Source organism: Deltaproteobacteria bacterium, from assembly GCA_029210625.1.
GTDB lineage: Bacteria > Myxococcota > Myxococcia > SLRQ01 > SLRQ01 > JARGFU01.
In genome coordinates this window covers 233,034-252,083 of record JARGFU010000006.1, presented here as the reverse complement: position 1 = coordinate 252,083, position 19,050 = coordinate 233,034, and the positions used below count along the sequence as shown (strand labels likewise).

Below are 19,050 nucleotides of genomic sequence, written 5' to 3'. Positions count from 1 at the left end.
CCACCCCGTTGAGCTCGTCCCCGTGGATCCCGGCGACCAGGCAGAGGGTCGGCCCGGGCCGGGCGCCCCGGACGTAGGCCACCGGCATGGGGACCTCGGCCGCCGAGAAGGACTCACTCGCGGTCAGCACGATCTCACCGCCGCTGCCCGGCTCGATCACCTGCCCGCCGATGGTGAGGGGTGCGGCCCCCGCGAGCGCGGGGAGCAGGAGGAGCGAGGCCGCGATCGTCGAGCGCATCATGGCGGCAGGATAGAACAGAGCCGCGCGCCGGGGGCGCCCCGGCCGTACGCGGGCGGGCCGAAGCGGGTTAGGCTCGCCGCCATGGAGAAGGAAGCCGTGCTGCGCGCCGTGCGCGCCCGGATCGAGGCCGACCTCGAGGCCGCGATCCGCGCGCAGGCGGACGCGGTGCAGGGGGCCACCCACGAGGAGGCCCGGCCCGAGAACGACAAGGACACCCGCGGCCTGGAGCAGTCCTACCTCGCCCGCGGCCTCGCCGCGCGGGTGGACGAGCTCGAGCAGGCGAAGAGCGCCTTCCTCTCGATCTCGGGAGCGAGGAGCAGGGTCGGCCTCGGCGCGCTGGTCGTCGTCGAGGACGAGGAGGGCGAGACCCAGGTCTACCTGGTCGGCCCCGCCGCCGGCGGCCTGGAGGTGGAGGTGGAGGGAGAGACGGTGAAGGTGATCACCCCGAGCTCACCCCTCGGCCGGGCGCTCGTGGGCAAGGGCGCCGAGGACGAGGCCACGGTGCGCGCCCCCAAGGGCGTGCGTGAGCTGGTGATCCTGCGCGTGGCCTGAGGGCCCGCCGCCCGCCGCCCGCCGCCCGCCGCCGCCTCAGTCGACGAGGGCCAGCAGCCGCGCGATGCGCTGGTGCACCTCGGCAGGATCGAGGTCCCGCAGGCCCTCCGGCAGCACCTCGCGGCTGGTGGACTCGCGCACCGCCACCAGGGTCTGGAGGGCGATGGCCTCGGGGTAGGAGGGCGGCCGGAAGTCGGCCAGCACCGCCTCGAGATCCTCGGGGGTGACGCTCTGCCGCTCGTCGGTGGCCGCCCGGAAGTGCGCCCGGGCGATCACCGCCTCGAGCTCGGCCCCGGAGAGCCGGCTCTCCTCGGGCAGGAGGTCGCTGATGGTCTCGACGCCGGTGGGCACGGCGTTCTTCTTCAGGAGCGCCCGGAAGAGGGCGTCGATCTCCTCGGGGGACTCGGGGGGGAAGAGGGGCAGGTGCTCCTCGGCTCTCCCCTGCCGCTTGATGTCCACCGGCAACAGGTCGGGGCGCGCCGTGAGCAGGAACCAGAGGATCTTCCCGCGATAGTCGGTGTTGCCCATGAAGGAGGCGATGGCCGCGAAGACGCGCTGCCCCACGCCCGAGTCGCCGCCCTGATCCCGATCACCCAGGAAGGCGTCGGCCTCGTCGACGATGACCACCACCGGCCACATGGCCTTGAGCAGCGCCAGGATCCGCTCGAGGTTGGCCTCGGTGGCGCCCACCCACTGGGAGCGGAAGTTCTTGAGCTTCACGCAGGGCACGCCCACCTCGGCGGCGAAGCAGGTGGCGAGGAAGGTCTTGCCCGTGCCCACCGGACCGCAGATCAGGTAGCCCATGGGCAGCACGTCCCCACGCCCGCGGGAGAGCGCCGCCGCCGCGTCCCGCAGCCGCCGCTTCACCCCCTCGTGGCCAGCGACCGCGTCGAGGCCGTGGGAGGGCTGGACGACCTCCAGCAGGCCGTGGGCCTCGGCGGCGAGGACGGCGGCCTTGCGCTTCTCCAGGGTCGCCGGGTCGAGGCGCCCCCCCTCCGGCGAGCCCCCCTCGAGGATCCGCCCGAGGTGGATCCGGGAGAGGCCCGCCGTCGCCTGCACGAGCTGATCCTCCGAGACCTCCGAGAGCTCGGAGAGCGCCCGGCCGGCGAGGCGATCCCTCAGGAAGCTGCGGCGCCCCTCCGCGTCGGGGCGCGGGACGGAGATCGACTGCACGTAGGGGCTGCCCACCAGGGCGGGCGAGAGATCGGCGAGCTGCTCGGTGATCAGGACGATGGAGAGATCCGCCGAGAGGAAGGTCGCGTCGTGGGCCCAGCGCTGCAGGGTGACCAGGGCGTAGCGGTCGTCGGCGCTCATCCCCGCCGCGGGCTGGGCCGGGGCGAGGGTCTCGGCGAAGTCGAGGACCACCGTGACCCGCTTCCGATCGGCCACCCGCCGGCGTAGGAGGCTCTCGATCAGGGGGAAGGCCCGGCCGGGGGTGCGCGGCAGGCTCACGCCGTAGTTCGTGCCGTGCACCTCGTCGTAGGCCTCCACCGATCGCAGGAGGGCCTGCTGCTGCCCCTTGGTGTCGGCGCGCAGCCCCGCCGAGCGATCGAAGTGGAGGATGAGGTCGCGGCCGGAGAAGAGGTGATCGGTGAGCAGCACGCGCAGGGAGACGTGTCCGACCCCTCCCTCGCTCTTCCCGATCGGCTGCAGGTCACGGGTGTTGCCGTGGAGGACGAAGGTCGAGACCCCGCCGGCGAGGTAGTGGCGGCCGAGGGAGCGGGCCCAGTCGGGGAGGTGTTCGAGGCTTGCATCGCTCATGGCGGGGGAGCCTATTACAGGCGCTCCAGGGCTATAAAGAACGGTGGACATGAAGCCTCGACCTCGCCTGCCCCTCCTCCTGACCCTCGCCCTCCTCGCCGGAGCCCTCCCGGCGCGCGCCCAGGTGCTGGCGCCGGGCCTGCGCCCGCCGGCCACCGACGTGGCCCTGGCCGAGGGCACGAGCGACCTCGGCCTCAACCCGGCGGCGCTCCTCTTCCAGACCGGGCACGAGCTGCGCATCCAGTACCAGACCGACGGCGCGGGCACGCCCGAGAGCCGCGACGCGGTCCGGGTCGCCTACGGCCTCTCGCGGCGGAACCTGGCGATGGCCCTCCACGGGAGCTGGACCGACGATCGGATGGTCCCCCGGGGTGACGAGCGCTGGCTGGGCGGCTCGCTGGCCTTCGGCGGCCGCGCCTTCTCGGTGGGGCTCTCGGCCCGGGGGCTGGCCACCCGCGATCCGGCCCGCGCCCGGCTCTTCGCCTACGACTTCGCGGTGGGCGGCCGCCCCCACGAGCACCTCTCCTACGGCTTCTCGGTGCGTGACCTCGCGAGCCGGGCGATCGATCCGGCCTACGCCTTCGGGCTGGGCACCTCCCTGCTCCGCGGGCGCCTCACCCTGGGCACCTCCTGGAGTTGGTCCGGCACCGATCGCATCTTCGCCAGCAGCGGAGAGGTGGGCTGGACCGCCCGCCTGCGCGCGCTCCACGGCCTCGAGCTCCTCGCGGGCGGCAGTCACCGCCTCGACGGCAGCGAGGGCGCCCACCGCATCGAGGTCGGCCTGCGGATCGACCTCTCGCACCTCGGCGTCGCCGTCACCGGCTCGCCGGTCTCCCGCCGCCTGGACACCGGTGAGCAGGGCCTCACCAGCAGCCTCGACGTCCGGATCTCCTCCGCCCGCCACTCCTCGATCGTCAGCGGGATCGGCATGGCCGTGCTCGATCTCGACGACCTCCTCGCCGACGGCGGCAGCCTCCTCTTCGGTCGCAGCCGGCGGGACCGCCTCCTGGAGCTCCTCGCCCTCCTCGATCAGGCCCGCCGCGATCGGGAGATCTCCGGGGTGCTGATCCGCGCCGCCGGGGGCGCCTCCCTCTCGATGGCCGAGGTGGAGGAGCTGCGCGCGGCGCTCGCCCGCCTGCGACAGAGCGGCAAGAAGACGACCTTCTACCTCGAGGCCGCCGACGACGCCCTCTACTACCTGGCAACCGGCGCCGACCGCATCCTCGCCGCGCCGGGGGCGGTCTTCCTGGTCAACGGGCTCTCCTCGACGTCGATCTACCTGCGGCGCCTCCTCGACGAGCTGGGCATCCGGGCCGAGTTCGCCCGCATCGGCCGCTACAAGAACGCCCCCGACACCTTCCTCGAGGAGGACATCTCGGAGGCCGAGGCCGAGGTGCGCACCTCGCTGCTGGGCGATCTCTCCCCGCGCTACCGGCAGGCGGTCGGCGCGGCCCGGGACCTCGGCGCCGAGCGGCTCGACGCGCTCCTGGCCGAAGGGATCCTCGGCGCCCGCGCGGCCCTCGAGGCCGGGCTGATCGACGCCCTGGTCTACCCCGACGAGCTGGACGAGCAGGCCCTCGCCCGGCAGGAGGGCGCGCCCGCCGGCGCCCGGACCCGGCTCATCCACCGCTACGGCGCCCGCCGCCACGCCGGCCACCCCTGGGGCCCGCGGACGGCCATCGCCGTGGTGGAGATCCGCGGGACCATCGTGCCCGGAGAGACCCCCTCCTCCCTCTTCGACGACGCCGCCAGCGTCACCGGCGCCCGGACCTTCGCCCGGCAGATGGAGGACGCCCGCCGGGACCCCGAGGTCGCCGCCATCGTGCTGCGGATCGACAGCGGCGGCGGGGACGCCCACGCCTCCGACCTGATGTGGCGGGCGGTGAAGCTCGCCGCCAAGGAGAAGCCGGTGGTCGCCTCCATGGGGAGCGTGGCGGCCAGCGGTGGCTACTACGCCGCCGCCGGCGCCGATCTGATCGTCGCCGATCCCTCCACCCTCACCGGCAGCATCGGCATCTTCGCCGGCCACGTCGATCTCTCCGCGCTCTTCACCGAGCTCGGGGTGGTGGTCTCCTCCCTCGACGGCGCCCCCAACGCCCGGATCCTCGGCTTCGATCACGGCTGGAGCGAGTCCGAGCGGGCCTCGATGGAGCGCTTCGTGAAGGCCGGCTACGACCTCTTCCTGGACCGGGTGGCCAAGGGCCGCCGCCTCTCGGTGGAGGAGGTCGATGCCCTGGGTCAGGGTCGGGTCTGGACCGGCGCGCAGGCCCACGAGCGGGGGCTGGTCGACGAGCTCGGCGGCTTCGAGCGCGCGGTCGCCCTCGCGAAGGAGCGGGCGGGCATCGATCCCGGCGAGGTGGTGGAGCTGGACTTCCGCGGCCTGGCCGGCCCGCAGCTGCGCCCCTTCGGGGGCGAGGGAGGGCCCCTCACCTTGCTCCCCGAGAACCTTTCCGCGAAGGTGAAAGCTCTCTTGCCGGTACTCGAGCTGCTGGGGAGCGGCCGGGCGCTGGCGCTCTCTCCCGTCTGGGTGGAGGTCCGATAGTCACCATGTCGAAGAAGGTCCTGGTCATCGACGACGAGGAGCCCGTCGCCGAGGCGATGAGCCAGCTCTGCCAGCAGATGGGCTTCGAGGTGCAGACCTGCCTCGAGGCCGCCCAGGTCATGAAGCTGGTGGAGGAGTTCGTGCCGGATCTGGTGATCCTCGACCTCTTCCTCCCGGGCAGCGACGGCATGAAGCTGGCCGCCCAGATCCGCTCCTCCACCGGCCCGAAGCTGGGGATGCTGGCGGTCAGCGGCGTCCTGAAGCAGGCGAGCACCGGCCGCGAGCTCTGGCAGAAGTTCCAGTGCGACTTCCTGGGGAAGCCCTTCGACAACAAGGCCTTCCAGACCAAGGTCGCCCAGCGCCTGGGCATCCCCGTCCCCGGCCAGGCCGCCGAGCAGAAGCGGCGGGCGCCGCACCGGGCCGTGGTGCAGACGCCGGAGGCCACCGACTTCCAGTCCCTGCTGGCCCAGGATCCTGCCTACCGGATCTACCTGCGCCTCTACGAGCAGCGGGCCTCGGGTCACCTCGAGCTGGTGAGGGGCAAGGCCCGCCGGCGCATCACTTTCCACCACGGCCAGATCCGCCACGCCTCCAGCAACCTCGCGAAGGAGAACGTGGGGATGATGCAGGTGGCGAACGGGACCATCGAGGAGGAGGCCTTCCGCAAGGCGGTGGAGCTCGCTCAGAAGAAGAAGCTGCCCCTGGCCGACGCCCTGCTCAAGAAGAAGGTCCTGGGCCAGGGTGAGCTGGACCGGGCCCTGGCCATGCAGGTCGAGGAGGTGGCGACCGCCGCCATGGGCTGGGCCGACGGCGAGGCCAGCTTCGTGGTCGATCCCCACGGGGCGGCCGCGACCCCCGACCACCGGATCCACCCCCTCAAGGCGATCCTCGAGGGCGTCCGGCGCTTCTACCCGACCGAGACCCTGAAGAGCTTCCTGGGCCAGCGGCAGGCCGCCTACCTCGTGCGCACGCCCCTGCTGGATCGCGAGTCCTACACCCTGCGGCAGGTCGCCCCCGGCGAGCGGGTCACCCCGCAGATCGCGGGCACGATCACCCTGGGCATCCTGATGGATCAGGTCCCCGACGAGGACCTGCCCCTCCTCTTCGCGCTGGTGGGCACCGGGCTGCTGCGCCTCTCGAAGACCGCTCAGGACTCGGCCGCCCCCGCGGAGGCCGCGCCGCCCCCCTCGGCTCCGGCGGGTCCGGCTCGGGGTGCCCCCGGGGTCCGGCCTCCCGGCGCGCCGGGCGCGCCGCCCCTGCAGCGGCCCCCGCCCGCCGCGCCGCCTCCCTCGATCACGCCGCCGACCATGGGGGGGCCCGCCACCCCCGCGCCCGCGCCCGCGGCGCCTCCCGCCGCGGCCGCCCCGGTCCAGGTCGACCTCGACGCCGGACAGGTCTTCTCCCCGGAGGATCAGCAGGCCCGCGCCGAGATCGCCCGGATGCACAAGGCGATGGCCGAGCAGTCCCACTACGAGGTGCTCGGCGTCCCCCACAACGCCCGGGACGAGACCATCCAGCAGGCCTACCTCGAGCTGGCCCGGCAGTGGCACACCGACCGCTTCGCCGGCTTCAACCTCGGCGCCGCCGCGCCCAAGCTCGAGGAGATCTTCGCCCGCATTGGCGCGGCCAAGGAGAACCTGGCCGACAAGGAGCGCCGGGCCGAGTACGACGTCTACCTCGATCGCAAGGCCCGCGGCCTGCCGACCGACGTGGGGCAGATCCTCAAGGCCCAGGAGCTCTTCGAGAAGGCCGCGATCCTGGTGAAGGCCGGGAAGGCCCCCAAGGCCCTGCCCCTCCTCCAGCAGGCCATCGAGCTCGACCACTCCCAGGCCGAGTTCTACGTCTACCGGGCCTACGCCCGCTTCCTCACCGAGGGCGACGCCGTCGCCGCCGAGTCCCGGGCGCAGATCGAGAAGGCCCTCCAGGAGCTCCCCCGCCTGGCCGAGGGCTACTTCTTCCTCGGGCTCATCGCCCTGAAGGCCGGCAACGACGACGAGGCCACCTCGCACTTCAAGCGGGTGCTCTCGATCGAGGCGAACCACGGCGGCGCCCAGCAGCAGCTGCGGGTCCTCGCGCGCCGCCAGGAGAAGGGCAAGGGCGGCGGGCTCCTCGGCCGTCTCCGCGGCAAGTAGTCCCGCCCCCCCCGGGCCTAGAGCTCGGGGTGGCTCTGCGAGGTCACGACCCCGGTCGTCGGGTCGTAGCTGTACTCGTCCGCGTACTTCAGGCGGGTGAGGGTCTCGATGGCCTGGAGCGAGGGGGGGTTCTCGCCCCCGTTCATCCGCCGGTGCATCTCGATCTGGCTGCGGATGTGCTTGAGCTCCACGGAGATCCCGGTCCGGGAGGCCGCGGTGGTCGTCTTCTCGACGTCCTCCTGCACCGCCTGGGGGGTGCAGCCCTTCTGGCAGGAGGTGGCGCTCGAGACGATCCCGAGCAGGAGGAGGGCGGGGAGGAGGACGCGTCGTGCCTTCATGGGGAAGACGGTACCAGAAAATTGACGGCCGCCTACCTTGTGGCACGGTGTGGGTAAGTCGCCCCCATCGGACGACACCTCCCCACCTCGTAGCCCAAGGGAAAACACGATGACCCGCGCCCTCACCGTCTCCATCCTGACCGTGGCCGCCACCATCGCCGCCGCCCTCTTCGTCACCCCCGACGCCCGCGCCGAGCCGCAGCTGGCCCCTCCCCTCCAGGAGGTCGAGTCCCGCATCGAGGCCCAGGTGGACGCAAGGCTGCACACGATTCTGCAGGGCCTGCTGGCCCGGGACGCCTGAAGCGCGGACCTGCGCGAACCCCGAACTTCGGGCAACCCCCACTGACTTGACCCTCCGGCAGATGCTATGGGCATCTGCGAGAGTCCAGTCGATGGGGGTTTTCCTTTGGAACTGAAAGAAGGCACCAGGGTCGTCTACCCGAGCCAGGGAATCTGCGAGGTCGAGGGCATCGAGGCCCTCGAGATCGGCGGCATTCGCACCAGCTTCGTGCGCCTCCGGCGCATCTACGACCAGGCGACGGTGCGGGTCCCCGAGGCCAGGGCCAGCGCGGTCGGCATCCGGCCGATCGCCACCGAGGAGCAGGCCATCGCCGCCCTCCACCACCTGCGGGACTCGGACGACGACCCCGACATGAACTGGAAGACCCGGCAGCGCCGCCACCAGCAGGTGCTCGCCGAGGGCAGCCTCTTCGGGCTGGCCGAGATGCTCCGGGAGCTCTTCTGGGTCTCGCAGATCCGCCCCCTCCCCGCCCGCGAGCGCGACGGCTACGACCAGGTGCGCCGCCTCCTCATCGAGGAGCTCGGCCACGTCCTCTCCCTGCCGCCGGTGGCGGTCGAGGATCAGCTCGACCTCGCGCTCCTCCCCCCCGAAGGCCGCGCCTTCCGGGATCCCGACGACCTCGTGGCCAACGACTTCGACGAGCTCGAGCGGCTGTTGGCCGCGGTGGCCGCCACCCCGAAGAAGGCCGCCAAGAAGGCGAGCAAGAAGAAGACCCCCGAGAAGGCCGCCGCGAAGACGGCGTCCAAGAAGACCGCGAAGAAGGCGACGAAGAAGGCCGCGACGAAGAAGACCGCCAAGAAGACGGCGAAGAAGACCGCGGCGAAGAAGGCCACCAAGAAGGCGACGAAGAAGACCGCCAAGAAGACGACCAAGAAGGCCGCCAAGAAGGGCGGGAAGCGATGATCCACCTCGTCACCCTCGACCCCTTCGTCGAGCCCACCGTCTCGCAGGTCCGCTCCCGCCTCTACCTGGCCTTCGGCGTCGGCTGCGAGCACGCCGGGCAGCTGAAGGATCCCGTGCCCCGGAAGAAGGGCGCCTTCGACGCCCACGCCCTGCTCGTGGCGCCGACCCCCTTCGACAGCTACACCGATGACCGGGTGCTCTACCTGACCCGCGCCGAGCTGCTCCTCCCCGAGGGGCCCCTCGGGACGGCCCCCTCGGGTGGCTTCTCCACCCCCCGCAGCGGCTGCGCGGTGGTCACCGCCTCCGGCGTACCGGCCCCGCCCGAGAACACCTCCGAGGACGACGAGGCCTGGCTCTCCTACGGCGACCGCCTCGGCCGGCTCGCCGTGCAGCACATGGGCTTCCTCTGGGGCCTGCGGCGCTGCCTCGACCACCACTGCGCCATGGCGATCCCCTGGGCCGAGGAGGTCTCCGACACCGACGCCAACCTCTGCGAGTTCTGCCGCGGGAAGTCCGAGGTCCTCCTGCAGCAGGCGCGCAGCTGACGCGGCCCCGGGGCGAGGCGGATCCACGATGGGCGACGGATCGAGGCTGCAGGCGAAGCTCTCGCTGAACCTCCTCGTCGTCGTCTCCCTGGCCGCCGCCGCCTTCTGGTGGCTCTCGCCCCACACCGCCCCGAGCGAGGACGAGGCTCGCAGCGCGGCCACCCTGATGAAGGACGCGCTCGCGCCCGGGGACGCCCTCCTCCTGGTCCCCCCCTGGGCCGAGGCGGCCCGGCGCCCGCTGCCCGAGGAGCTGCCGGTGCTCTCCCTGCCCGCCGACGACCTCGACCTCGAGCTGCCCGGGCGCCTCTGGGTGCTGGCCTTCCCCACCCTCGCCGGGGGTGAGGTCGACGAGGCCCTCGGGACCCTCGCCCGCCGCTTCGGCCCGCCGAGCGTCGATCAGAGCCTCGCCCGGACCCGGCTGCTGCGCTTCACCCCGCGTGGCCCCCGGCCGGCCTGGCGACTGACCGACGCGATCGCCTCGACCCGGGTGACCCTCGGCGGGCACGCCTGCCGCTGGCTGCCCCGGACCAACCAGAGCGCCCGCTTCAAGTGCCCGGGGCCCGCCTGGCTCTGGGTGGGGGCGCAGACCCGGGAGATCGACTACCTGCCGAGGCGCTGCGTGATGGCTCACCCGGCCACGGGCCGGCCCCTGCGGATCGAGATCTCCGATCTGCCCCGGGATCACCGCCTGGAGCTGCGGGCGGGGATCGTCGGCTCGATGGGGCTGGTGCGCGACGCCGCGCCGGTGCAGCTCGAGCTGCGGCGGGGAGAGACCCGGCTCGGTGAGCTCACCGTCGAGCCGCGGCCCGGCTGGCAGCGGGCGAGCTTCCCCGACGCCGCCGGCGCCGCGCCCCCCCTCGATCCTCCCCCGCCGACCGTCCTCGAGATCACCACCCCCAACGACGGCGGCCGCCATCTCTGCCTGGAGCTGATGGCCTTCCCGTCCGCGGCGGCCCCGGCGGTGGAGGCCGCGCCGTGAGCCTCCTGAAGCGCTGGTGGCCCCAGCTCGTGGCCCTCGCCCTCCTCCTGGGCACGGTGGGGGTGCTGCTCCAGAGCAGCCAGACGGTCGGCATCCCCCGGGACGAGAGCGTCTACTTCGACGCCGGAAAGCGTCACGCCGACTGGCTGGACACGCTCTGGCGCGAGGGCCTCTCGGCCTTCGGCGACGAGGCGCTGGTCCGCCACTTCCAGATCAACCGGGAGCACCCGGCGCTGCCCAAGATCCTCTTCGGGCTCTCCCACCGCTGGCTCACCGAGGGGCTGGGCGTCGCGGATCACCTGACGGGCTTCCGCGTCCCGGCCTTCTTCTTCGCCGGCCTGCTCGTCGCCCTGACCTTCCTCTTCGGCCGGCGCGAGCGCAGCACCTTCGCCGGCCTCTTCGCCGCCCTGGCGATGCTGGTCGTCCCCCGCCAGTTCTTCCACTACAACCTCGCCTGCTTCGACGCCCCGGCCACCACCACCTGGCTGCTCACGGTCTTCGTCTACCGCTGGGCCCAGGAGGCGCCGCGCTCCTGGCGCAGGGGGGTGCTCGCGGGCCTGGCCTTCGGCCTGGCCATCGCGGTGAAGCACAACGCCTACTTCCTGCCCCCCCTGCTGGTGCTCCACTGGCTCTGGGATCAGGGCCCGGCCTGGTGGCGCTCGGGGGGCTGGCAGGCCCGCTGGCAGGGGCTGCCGAGGTCCTTCTTCGGCTTCGCCCTGATCGGGCCGCTCTTCCTCTACCTCTCCTGGCCCTTCCTCTGGCACCACCCCTTCGAGCGCTTCGGCTGGTACCTCGGCTTCCACGCCCACCACGAGCACTACCCCTGGGCCTACCTGGGCGAGGTGCTGCGCGAGCCCCCCTTCCCCCTCCTCTATCCCTTCGTGCTCACCGGGCTCACCGTGCCGCTCTCCCTGCTGCTCGCCTCGGGGGCCGGCCTGGCCGCGCTCCTCGCCCGCAGGATCACGCCGGTGGTGCAGCGCCTCCGCGGCGCCGGGGCCCAGCAGGCGGACGAGGCCGAGCGCGAGGCCGCGTCGCGGCGGCGCTCGAGCGATCTGCTCCTCCTGCTCCTCGCGCTCTTCCCGATGGTCCTCATCGGCCTGCCCTCGGTGCCGATCTTCGGGGGGGTGAAGCACTGGATGCACGCCATGCCCTTCCTCTTCCTCCTGGGCGGCGAGGCCATCGAGACCCTCGTGAAGGGCGCCCTGCCCGCCGGCGCCCCACCCCTGCGCCGCTACCTGCGCCTGGCCTTCGTCGCCGGCGCGGTCCTCCTCCCGGGGGCCCTGGCCACCGCGCACTTTCACCCGGTCGGCACCCAGGCCTACAACGAGGTCGCCGGAGGGGCGCCCGGCGCGGCCGGCCTGGGGATGCAGCGGCACTTCTGGAGCCACGCCGTGCGCGGCCTCCTGCCCTGGGTGAACGAGCACGCGCCGCCGGGGGCCCGGATCTACTTCCACGAGGTCCGCCACGAGAGCTACCGCTGGTACCGGGAGGCGGGCCTCCTGCGCAGCGATCTGCGCTTCGCCCACGACGTGGCCGGCTCGAACCTGGCCATCTACCAGGTGCACGCCGAGTTCCGGGATCGCGAGTTCGAGATCTGGTCCGAGTACGGCACGACCCGCCCGGTCGCCGGCCTGGAGACGGCGGGGGTGCCCCTCCTGGTCGTCTATCAGCGCCCCGGCGCCGAGAGACGGTAAGGTCCCGGATCTCTACCGGGCCGGGCACCCCGCCTGGTAGCCTGTCGGGATGCGTACGCTGGATCGCCCGCTGAAGTCCCTGATCGATCTCTCCGTGACCCTCGTGCTCTGCCTGGCCCTCCTGCCGGGCTGCTCGGGCTGCGACACCGCCGACTCCGGTGACGGGGGCGGCGCCGACGCCACGAGCGACGGCGGCGGCAGCGACGGCGGCGTCGGCGACGGGGGCGGGGACGGCGGCAGCGACGGCGGTCCGATCCGGCCGGTGCGCCCGCCGCCGAACATCAACGATCCTCAGAACGACACCAAGGACACCGACTGCGACGGCCTCACCGACGCCGAGGAGTTCTCGCGCACCTACGGCGGCGGCGCCCAGACCGATCCCAACGACTGGGACACCGACGGCGACGGGATCGCCGACGGCGTCGAGCTCGGCCGCACCAGCACCCCCGACCCCGAGTGCGCGGGCTACTTCACCCCGGACGAGGACCCGGCGACCACCACCGATCCCCTCGACCCCGACTCGGACGGCGACGGCCTCTCCGACGGCCTCGAGGACCGCAACTGGAACGGCCGGCGTGACGCCACCGAGACCGACCCGCGCAACTCCGACAGCGACGGCGACACCCTCTCCGACGGCTGCGAGGACCGCAACGGCACCGGCGTGGTCGATCCCGGCGAGACCGACCCGACGGTGCGCGACACCGACGGCGACGGGGTCCCCGACGGCATCGAGGACACCAACGGCAACTGCAGCGTCGATGTCGGCGAGATGAACCCGACGGTGGCCGACACCGACGGGGACGGCCTCACCGATGGCCAGGAGGACCGCAACGCCAACGGCCGGGTCGACCCCGGCGAGAGCAACCCCCTCGTCCCCGACACCGACTCCGACGGCGACGGCATCAGCGACACCACCGAGCTGAACGTCACCGGCACCGATCCGGGCAACCCCGACACCGACGGCGACGGCCTCCTCGACGGCCAGGAGGACCTCAACCAGAACGGGCAGGTGAACCTGGGCGAGACCTCCGCCCTCCACGCCGACACCGACTGCGACGGCCTCCTCGACGGCCAGGAGGACGCCAACCACAACGGACAGGTGGACCCCGGCGAGACCGACCCGACGAACTTCGACACCGACGGTGACGGCCTCTCCGACGGCCTCGAGTCGGGGGCGACGGTGAACACCGATCCGGCCCGCTGCACCAACTTCGTGCCCGACGCCGATCCCGGCACGACGACCAACCCCCTGAACCCGGACTCCGACGGCGACGGCGTGATGGACGGCGCCGAGGACCGCAACGGCAACGGCCGCGTGGATCCGGCCGCCGGCGGCCTGCCCGCCGAGCTCGACCCCAACAACGGCGGCGACGTCAGCCCGACGATCGCGGCGGCCTGCGCCACCCAGAACCTGGTGCCGGTGCTCCAGCACTTCGCGGTCACCGGTGACCTGAACCTCGCCACCCTCACCGCCTACACCTCCACCCGCACCCTCACCGCCGGCGGCGACGACGTCGGCCTGATGGTCTGGGATCCCGCCCAGCAGATCGGCGCGGTGGTCCTCTCCCGCGCCCCCGCGGGCGCCGACGTGAACGCCGATCTCACCGCCGCCCGCCAGGCCTTCGCCGGCACCGGCGGCGAGTCCAACGTGATCTCCCAGCCCTTCACCACCTGGGATGGCTACCCGGCCATCCGGGGCACCCTCTCCTGGGGCGCCGGCGGCGACGCCTGGGGAGCGATGGACGGCTGGGCCCAGGCGGTGCGCGGCGGCCTCTCCGGCCTCTGGGGCACCAACGCCGGCGTCACCGGCCCCTACAACGTGAGCTTCGAGCTGGCGCGCCGCTCGGCCAACCGGTCGGTCTACGTGATGTCCTTCGCCCGCACCGCCGCGGCCACCGAGGCCACCCGCATCGCGCGGGACGACCTGGCCAACGGCTCGCCGGTGGCGCAGATCGGCGACGTCATCGACGTGCAGTGCGACACCTTCCTCACCGTGCCACCGCAGCCGGTCGACTTCCTCTACGTCATCGACAACTCCTGCTCGATGAGCCAGGAGCAGGCGGCCCTCTCCGACGCCGCCGCGGCGACCGTCAACCAGCTGCAGAACAGCACCCTCGACTGGCGGATCGGCGTCATCTACACCGACTACTACACGACGAGCTCCTTCGCGGGCTTCACCACGAACCTGGCCACCTTCCAGAGCCGGACCACGCCGGGCACCGGCGGCAACGCGAACGAGCGCGGCCTGGAGAGCGCCCAGGACTTCATGCTCGGCACCCACGCCTCGCAGATCCGCTCGAACGCGCGCCTGGTCGTCGTGATCCTCTCGGACGAGGACGAGCAGAGCACCGGCGTGACCACCACCGCCGAGAACAACTTCATCAGCTTCTTCCAGGGCCGGGCGACCCTGGTGAACGGCCTGCTCTGCCGACCGGGCTTCAGCCAGACCAACTGCGGCAACCAGAGCGACTCCTACGAGCGCGTGATCACGTCCCTGGGCGGGGTGCTCTCCCACATCCAGGAGCTGGCCAACATCGGCCCGACGGTCTCGGCGATCATCACCGCCGCCGGCGGCGCGACCAGCCCCTACACCCTCTCCGAGGCGCCGATCTCCGCCACCCTCAAGGTCGCCCTGGAGAAGGCCAACGGCAGCGTGGTCACCGTGCCCCGCTCGCGGATCGACGGCTTCGACTACGACGGCAACTCGCGCTCGGTGCAGCTCTATGGCGCCTACCGTCCCGACGGCGTCGATCTGGATCTGGCGGTGAGCTACCGCTACTGGTCCGACCGCTCGCCCCTGCCCGACGGCCAGCAGCCCTGCGGCGGCCAGTGCGTCTCGCCCCTGGTCTGCAACCCGGTGACCGACCTCTGCGAGTGCCCGCCCGACTGCGGCGTGGCCTCCCCGGGCGCCGGCTTCACCTGCGATCCCATCGCCTGCCAGTGGACCTGCCCGGGCGACTGCGGCGGCACCTGCTCGGGCAACGAGAGCTGCAACGTCGGCACCTGCGGCTGTGAGTGCAGCCCCAACATGAGCTGCGGCTCCGGGACCACCTTCGACGCGGCGGCCTGCGACTGCGTCTGCGATCCCCTGCAGTTCGACTGCGGCGGCACCTATCAGTTCGACATGGCGGCCTGCGCCTGCGTCTGCCCGGCGGACTGCAACGGCGTCTGCGGTGCCAACGAGACCTGCAACGCCTCGCGCTGCGCCTGCGTGCCCAACGAGATCCCCTAGGGACGCGCCATGGGCCGGGTCATCAAGCCCTACGAGTGGCTCTACGAGCTCAAGCCGATCCCCATCAAGGAGAAGGTGCTCGAGGAGGTGGTGCGCCACATCCTCGAGGAGCTGAAGACCTGGCCGCCGCCGGTGACCGACTGGGAGAGCGAGGCGGCCGGCCAGCGCTTCGCGCCGCTCTACGAGGAGCCCCGCCCACCGACGCCGGCCCTCTGGCGCCGCGCCCTCCAGCTGGTGCGCTGGGAGATGGAGCGCGAGTTCGAGGCCATCGACGAGACCATGCGCAACGAGCGCTGGCGCGAGGACGATGACCACGCGCAGGCCCACGCGGCGCTCCTCCTGATCTGGCAGTGGCTCACCGAGCTGCTCCTCGCCGTCCGCGAGCACAGCCAGCAGTCCATCACCCGCTCGGACCTGGTGCGGGTGGTGGATCTGCTCGAGCCGAAGCTGGCCCCCGATCCCCTGCGAACGCGGGAGGGATGATGATGAAGAAGATCCTCGTGATCCTCGGAGGGGTCCTGCTCCTCCTGACCGGCGCCGCCGTGGCCGCGCTCTTCCTCCTCGAGCCCGAGCGGATCATCGCCGAGCGAAAGGACGCGCTGGCCGGCGAGGTCTCCGAGACCCTCGGCCGCAAGCTCGAGGTCGGCGCCATCGTGGGCTCGGTCCTCCCCACCCTCTCCGCCGAGGTGCGCGGCGTGACCCTCGGCGGCCCGGAGGGCGCGAGCGAGCCCCAGCTCTCGGTGGGCAAGGTGGTGGTCCGCATCGGGCTGTGGCGGGCGCTGACCTCCTTCGGCTCCGAGCTCGAGGTGCAGGCGATCGAGATCGACGACGTGACCCTGCGGGCCGCCCGCGACGCCGGGGGCCGCTGGGACTTCCAGGACATCCTCGATCGTCTGGCCGCCGCCGAGGCCGAGGCGCCGCCGTCCGCCGCCGGGGAGGAGGGTCCCACCGACCTCTCCTTCCTGGAGGGGGCGCGGCTCACCCACCTCGCGCTGCGGAACCTCGAGGTGAGGATCGACGACGCGATGCTCGGCCGCCCCCTCGCCGTCGAGCAGACCTCGCTGGAGCTCTCCAACATCCAGCTCGGCGCCCCCATCGAGGCGGCCCTGCGCGCCACCCTGGTGGACGGCGAGAGCCGCGCGCCGGTGTCGGTCGACCTGCGCCTCTCCGAGCTGCGCCGGGACCTCTCCTTCGATCCCCTCCCCGAGCTCTCGGTGGATCTGCGGGCGGGGCCCCTGGCCCTCGGCCCCTGGGGCGGCCTCCTCCCGGCGGACAGCCTGGCGCCGGCCGAGGGCACCCTGGAGGTGCGCCTGGGCGTGGCGGCGAGCGCGGGGCTGAAGCGCGCCTCGCTGGAGGGCGAGCTGAAGCTCGCCGCGCTGCGGCTGAAGCAAGGCGCGGCCCGGGGCGCGCCCCTCGATCTGACCCTGGGCTTCGACCTCGCGGCCGATCTGGAGGCGCCGCGCTACGAGCTCCGCCGGCTGGAGATCTCCGGCGGCGGCCTGGAGGCCCGCGGCGGGCTCGTGGCCCACGGGCTCTCCCCCGCCGCCCTGGAGCGCTCCGACCTCTCCCTGAAGCTCGCCGCCCTGGAGCCCCTGCTGGCCGTCCTGCCCGCGGGCGCCGGCCTGCTCCCCCCCGAGCTCGAGCTCGCCGGACCGGTCTCCGCCGCCATCGAGGCCGACGGCAAGACGGTCGGCGTGCGGGTCGACCTCGACGCGGCCACGGTGGGCTACGGCGAGGTCTTCCACAAGCGGGCGGGCCGCCCCCTCCACCTCTCCCTCGCGGGCAAGCTCGAGGGTGAGCGGCTGAAGATCCCCGATCTGCGCCTGGCCGTGGACGAGGCCCGGATGAAGGGGAGCCTCGAGCTGGGCACCACCCCCGGGGCGCCGATGAGCGCCGCCCTCTCCACCGGCCCGGTGAGCCTGGCCTCCCTGCGCGAGCTCCTGCCCCCGGTGGCCGAGGGGCTCGCCGGCGGGCGCAAGGTCGCCGGCGGCTTCGAGCTGACGGTGCAGGCCGACGCGGTGGGCGCCCGGCAGAAGGCCCACGTGGAGCTGACCTTGAAGGAGCTGGATCTCGATCTGCCCGAGCTCGGCGTGAAGGGCAGCGGCCGGATCGTGGCCGACGCCGCGCCGGGGGAGACGAGCACCGCCCTCTCCCTGAACGCCTCCCTGGACGGCCTCGCGCTGCGCAGCCGGGACGAGGCGGGCGAGGTGCTGCTCGACAAGCCCGCCGGGCAGCCCCTGGAGCTCGTCCTCCAGGCCCGGCAGCAGGAGGAGCAGGCCGACCTGGAGAAGCTCAGCGCGACCATCGGCCGCTCCCGGATCCGCGGCAGCGGCAAGGTGAGCGGGCTCTCGGGGCCGTCGCCCACCTACCAGATCCAGCTCTCGGAGCTGGCGCTCGCCTTCGACGACCTGCGCCGCTCGGTGCCCGGCGCGGCGGCCCTGCCTCCGGGCGGACGGCTGGAGGGCAGCCTGCGCCTCGACGGCCAGCCGGACCTCCCGAAGACGATGCGGCTGGACTTCACGCTGGCGAGCCTGATCTGGGGGCACAGCCGGATGCAGGGCACCCTGGGCCTCACCAACCCCGAGGCTCCGGACTTCCGCTGCGACCTGAAGAGCAGCTACCTCGACGTGGACGAGCTCCTCGGTGAGGAGGAGGAGGCCCCGGCCGAGGCGGCGACCCCGGCGACGGCCGGCGAGAACCCCCACGGCCTGGACGCCGAGACCCGGGGGCTGCTCTCGACGGTCAACGGCCAGTGCGCCCTCTCGGCCGAGCGGGCCCGCTTCCAGGGGATGGAGATGAAGCGCTTCGTGGGCCGCCTGAGCGTGCGCCGGGGCGTGGTCACCTTCGAGGCGCTGGACTTCGAGCTCTGGGGCGGCCGCATCTCGGCCGGCGGGACCACCTTCGATCTGCCCGCCGAGCACACCGGCTACACCCTGGCCCTGAAGGTCGACGACGTGGACCTGGGGCAGGCCCTGGCCGGCCGCGGCAAGCTCGCCGGCAGCGTCCGCGGCGTCACCGACCAGGACGTGAAGCTGAAGGGCCGCGGGCTCTCGGCCGCCGACCTCGGCCGCAGCGCGACGGGCCTGGTGGGGCTGGAGACCACCAGCCTGGAGCTCACCTCCCTCGACGTGCTGGGGGCGGTCTCGGCGCCACTGCTGGCCGGGATGGCGAAGGCGGGCCTCGGCAAGGCGAAGCCCCTCGCCCTCTCCACCGGCGGCTCGGGCGGGACGATCCTGCGCGAGGTGAAGACGGCCCTGGCCTTCGACGCCGGCAAGTTCACCCTGCAGAAGAAGCTGCGCTCCCCCACCCGCTTCGGGGCGATGGAGCTGGAGGGAGGCGGGAGTCTGAAGAACGAGGTCGACCTGCGAGGGACCGCGCTCATCGATCCCGAGATCGTGAACCGGGCGGTCGGCCGTCAGGTCGTCACCGAGGCGGTGCCGGTGCCCCTGAAGATCGGCGGCACCTGGGACCGGCCGAAGATCACCGGGGTCGAGGTCGGACCGCTCCTGAAGAAGGTGGCGCTCGGCGCTGGCGCCGCGGCCCTCGGGGCGGCCGCGCCGGGCCTCGACGACAAGGCGCGCGACGCGAAGGCCGAGCTGGACGCCCGCAAGCGGGCCGCCCAGGAGGAGGCCCGGCAACAGGCCGAGGCCGCCCGCCAGCGCGCCCAGCAGGCCCGGGAGAAGGCGGAGGCCGACGCCAAGGCGAAGGCCGCGAAGCTCGAGGCCGAGGCCCGGGCCCGCAAGGCCGAGGCCGAGAAGAAGCTGAAGGAAGAGGCCGAGAAGAAGAAGAAAGAGGCCGCCCAGAAGGCCAAGAAGCTCCTGGGCTTCTAG

14 protein-coding genes are annotated in these 19,050 nt (G+C 73.0%); 12 read left to right on the top strand and 2 right to left on the bottom strand.

Translation table 11 applies throughout. From position 1 onward, the window contains the following. The first annotated feature begins 86 nt into the window (after positions 1-86). On the top strand, positions 87-254 hold the full coding sequence (locus P1V51_07915; GenBank protein ID MDF1562955.1) for a hypothetical protein: 168 nt from the start codon (positions 87-89) through the stop codon (positions 252-254). A 68-nt stretch (positions 255-322) separates the two neighbouring features. Then, on the top strand, positions 323-793 hold the full coding sequence (locus tag P1V51_07910; protein MDF1562954.1) for a GreA/GreB family elongation factor: 471 nt from the start codon (positions 323-325) through the stop codon (positions 791-793). A 36-nt stretch (positions 794-829) separates the two neighbouring features. Here P1V51_07910 and P1V51_07905 read toward each other — a convergent pair whose 3' ends face one another. Then, positions 830-2,554 carry an AAA family ATPase gene (locus tag P1V51_07905; protein ID MDF1562953.1) on the bottom strand — a complete coding sequence of 575 codons (1,725 nt, stop codon included), beginning with the start codon at positions 2,552-2,554 and terminating at the stop codon, positions 830-832. Positions 2,555-2,603: 49 nt separating this feature from the next. On the opposite strand from P1V51_07905, the gene sppA reads away from it, so the two are divergent. Beyond that, positions 2,604-5,096 (top strand): signal peptide peptidase SppA, encoded by a 2,493-nt coding sequence (gene sppA, locus P1V51_07900; GenBank protein MDF1562952.1) that lies wholly within the window; start codon positions 2,604-2,606, stop codon positions 5,094-5,096. A gap of 5 nt (positions 5,097-5,101) precedes the next feature. Next, on the top strand, positions 5,102-7,228 hold the full coding sequence (locus P1V51_07895; GenBank protein ID MDF1562951.1) for a response regulator: 2,127 nt from the start codon (positions 5,102-5,104) through the stop codon (positions 7,226-7,228). A gap of 17 nt (positions 7,229-7,245) precedes the next feature. Here P1V51_07895 and P1V51_07890 read toward each other — a convergent pair whose 3' ends face one another. Next, positions 7,246-7,566 (bottom strand): hypothetical protein, encoded by a 321-nt coding sequence (locus tag P1V51_07890; GenBank protein MDF1562950.1) that lies wholly within the window; start codon positions 7,564-7,566, stop codon positions 7,246-7,248. Positions 7,567-7,675: 109 nt separating this feature from the next. Between P1V51_07890 and P1V51_07885 the strand changes: the two genes are divergently transcribed. The 8 genes from P1V51_07885 to P1V51_07850 all read left to right on the top strand — a co-directional run bounded on the left by P1V51_07885 (position 7,676) and on the right by P1V51_07850 (position 19,050). Then, positions 7,676-7,867: a hypothetical protein gene (locus P1V51_07885; protein MDF1562949.1), complete on the top strand. Its 192-nt coding sequence runs from the start codon at positions 7,676-7,678 to the stop codon at positions 7,865-7,867. A 105-nt stretch (positions 7,868-7,972) separates the two neighbouring features. Then, positions 7,973-8,770 (top strand): CarD family transcriptional regulator, encoded by a 798-nt coding sequence (locus P1V51_07880; protein MDF1562948.1) that lies wholly within the window; start codon positions 7,973-7,975, stop codon positions 8,768-8,770. After that, positions 8,767-9,315 carry a hypothetical protein gene (locus P1V51_07875; protein MDF1562947.1) on the top strand — a complete coding sequence of 183 codons (549 nt, stop codon included), beginning with the start codon at positions 8,767-8,769 and terminating at the stop codon, positions 9,313-9,315. The genes P1V51_07880 and P1V51_07875 overlap by 4 nt, the downstream gene beginning before the upstream one ends. A gap of 28 nt (positions 9,316-9,343) precedes the next feature. Next, on the top strand, positions 9,344-10,294 hold the full coding sequence (locus tag P1V51_07870) for a hypothetical protein (protein ID MDF1562946.1): 951 nt from the start codon (positions 9,344-9,346) through the stop codon (positions 10,292-10,294). Further along, complete coding sequence (locus tag P1V51_07865; GenBank protein MDF1562945.1) at positions 10,291-11,988, top strand: glycosyltransferase family 39 protein; 1,698 nt, start codon at positions 10,291-10,293, stop codon at positions 11,986-11,988. The genes P1V51_07870 and P1V51_07865 overlap by 4 nt, the downstream gene beginning before the upstream one ends. Before the next feature lie 49 nt (positions 11,989-12,037). Beyond that, positions 12,038-15,220 (top strand): adventurous gliding motility lipoprotein CglD, encoded by a 3,183-nt coding sequence (gene cglD / locus P1V51_07860; GenBank protein ID MDF1562944.1) that lies wholly within the window; start codon positions 12,038-12,040, stop codon positions 15,218-15,220. Positions 15,221-15,229: 9 nt separating this feature from the next. Further along, positions 15,230-15,703, top strand: a complete 474-nt coding sequence (locus tag P1V51_07855; GenBank protein MDF1562943.1) for a hypothetical protein — start codon at positions 15,230-15,232, stop codon at positions 15,701-15,703. Then, entirely contained in the window at positions 15,700-19,050 is a 3,351-nt protein-coding gene (locus tag P1V51_07850; protein ID MDF1562942.1) for an AsmA family protein, read from the top strand. Before P1V51_07855 ends, P1V51_07850 begins: the two co-directional genes overlap by 4 nt.

Coding starts and splice junctions, on each gene's coding strand:
- P1V51_07875 (MDF1562947.1), top strand. CDS start 8,767: ATGATCCACCTCGTCACCCTCGACCCCTTCGTCGAGCCCACCGTCTCG.
- P1V51_07885 (MDF1562949.1), top strand. CDS start 7,676: ATGACCCGCGCCCTCACCGTCTCCATCCTGACCGTGGCCGCCACCATC.
- P1V51_07905 (MDF1562953.1), bottom strand. CDS start 2,554: ATGAGCGATGCAAGCCTCGAACACCTCCCCGACTGGGCCCGCTCCCTC.
- P1V51_07855 (MDF1562943.1), top strand. CDS start 15,230: ATGGGCCGGGTCATCAAGCCCTACGAGTGGCTCTACGAGCTCAAGCCG.
- P1V51_07895 (MDF1562951.1), top strand. CDS start 5,102: ATGTCGAAGAAGGTCCTGGTCATCGACGACGAGGAGCCCGTCGCCGAG.
- P1V51_07915 (MDF1562955.1), top strand. CDS start 87: ATGGGGACCTCGGCCGCCGAGAAGGACTCACTCGCGGTCAGCACGATC.
- P1V51_07850 (MDF1562942.1), top strand. CDS start 15,700: ATGATGATGAAGAAGATCCTCGTGATCCTCGGAGGGGTCCTGCTCCTC.
- P1V51_07890 (MDF1562950.1), bottom strand. CDS start 7,566: ATGAAGGCACGACGCGTCCTCCTCCCCGCCCTCCTCCTGCTCGGGATC.
- P1V51_07870 (MDF1562946.1), top strand. CDS start 9,344: ATGGGCGACGGATCGAGGCTGCAGGCGAAGCTCTCGCTGAACCTCCTC.
- P1V51_07910 (MDF1562954.1), top strand. CDS start 323: ATGGAGAAGGAAGCCGTGCTGCGCGCCGTGCGCGCCCGGATCGAGGCC.
- cglD (MDF1562944.1), top strand. CDS start 12,038: ATGCGTACGCTGGATCGCCCGCTGAAGTCCCTGATCGATCTCTCCGTG.
- sppA (MDF1562952.1), top strand. CDS start 2,604: ATGAAGCCTCGACCTCGCCTGCCCCTCCTCCTGACCCTCGCCCTCCTC.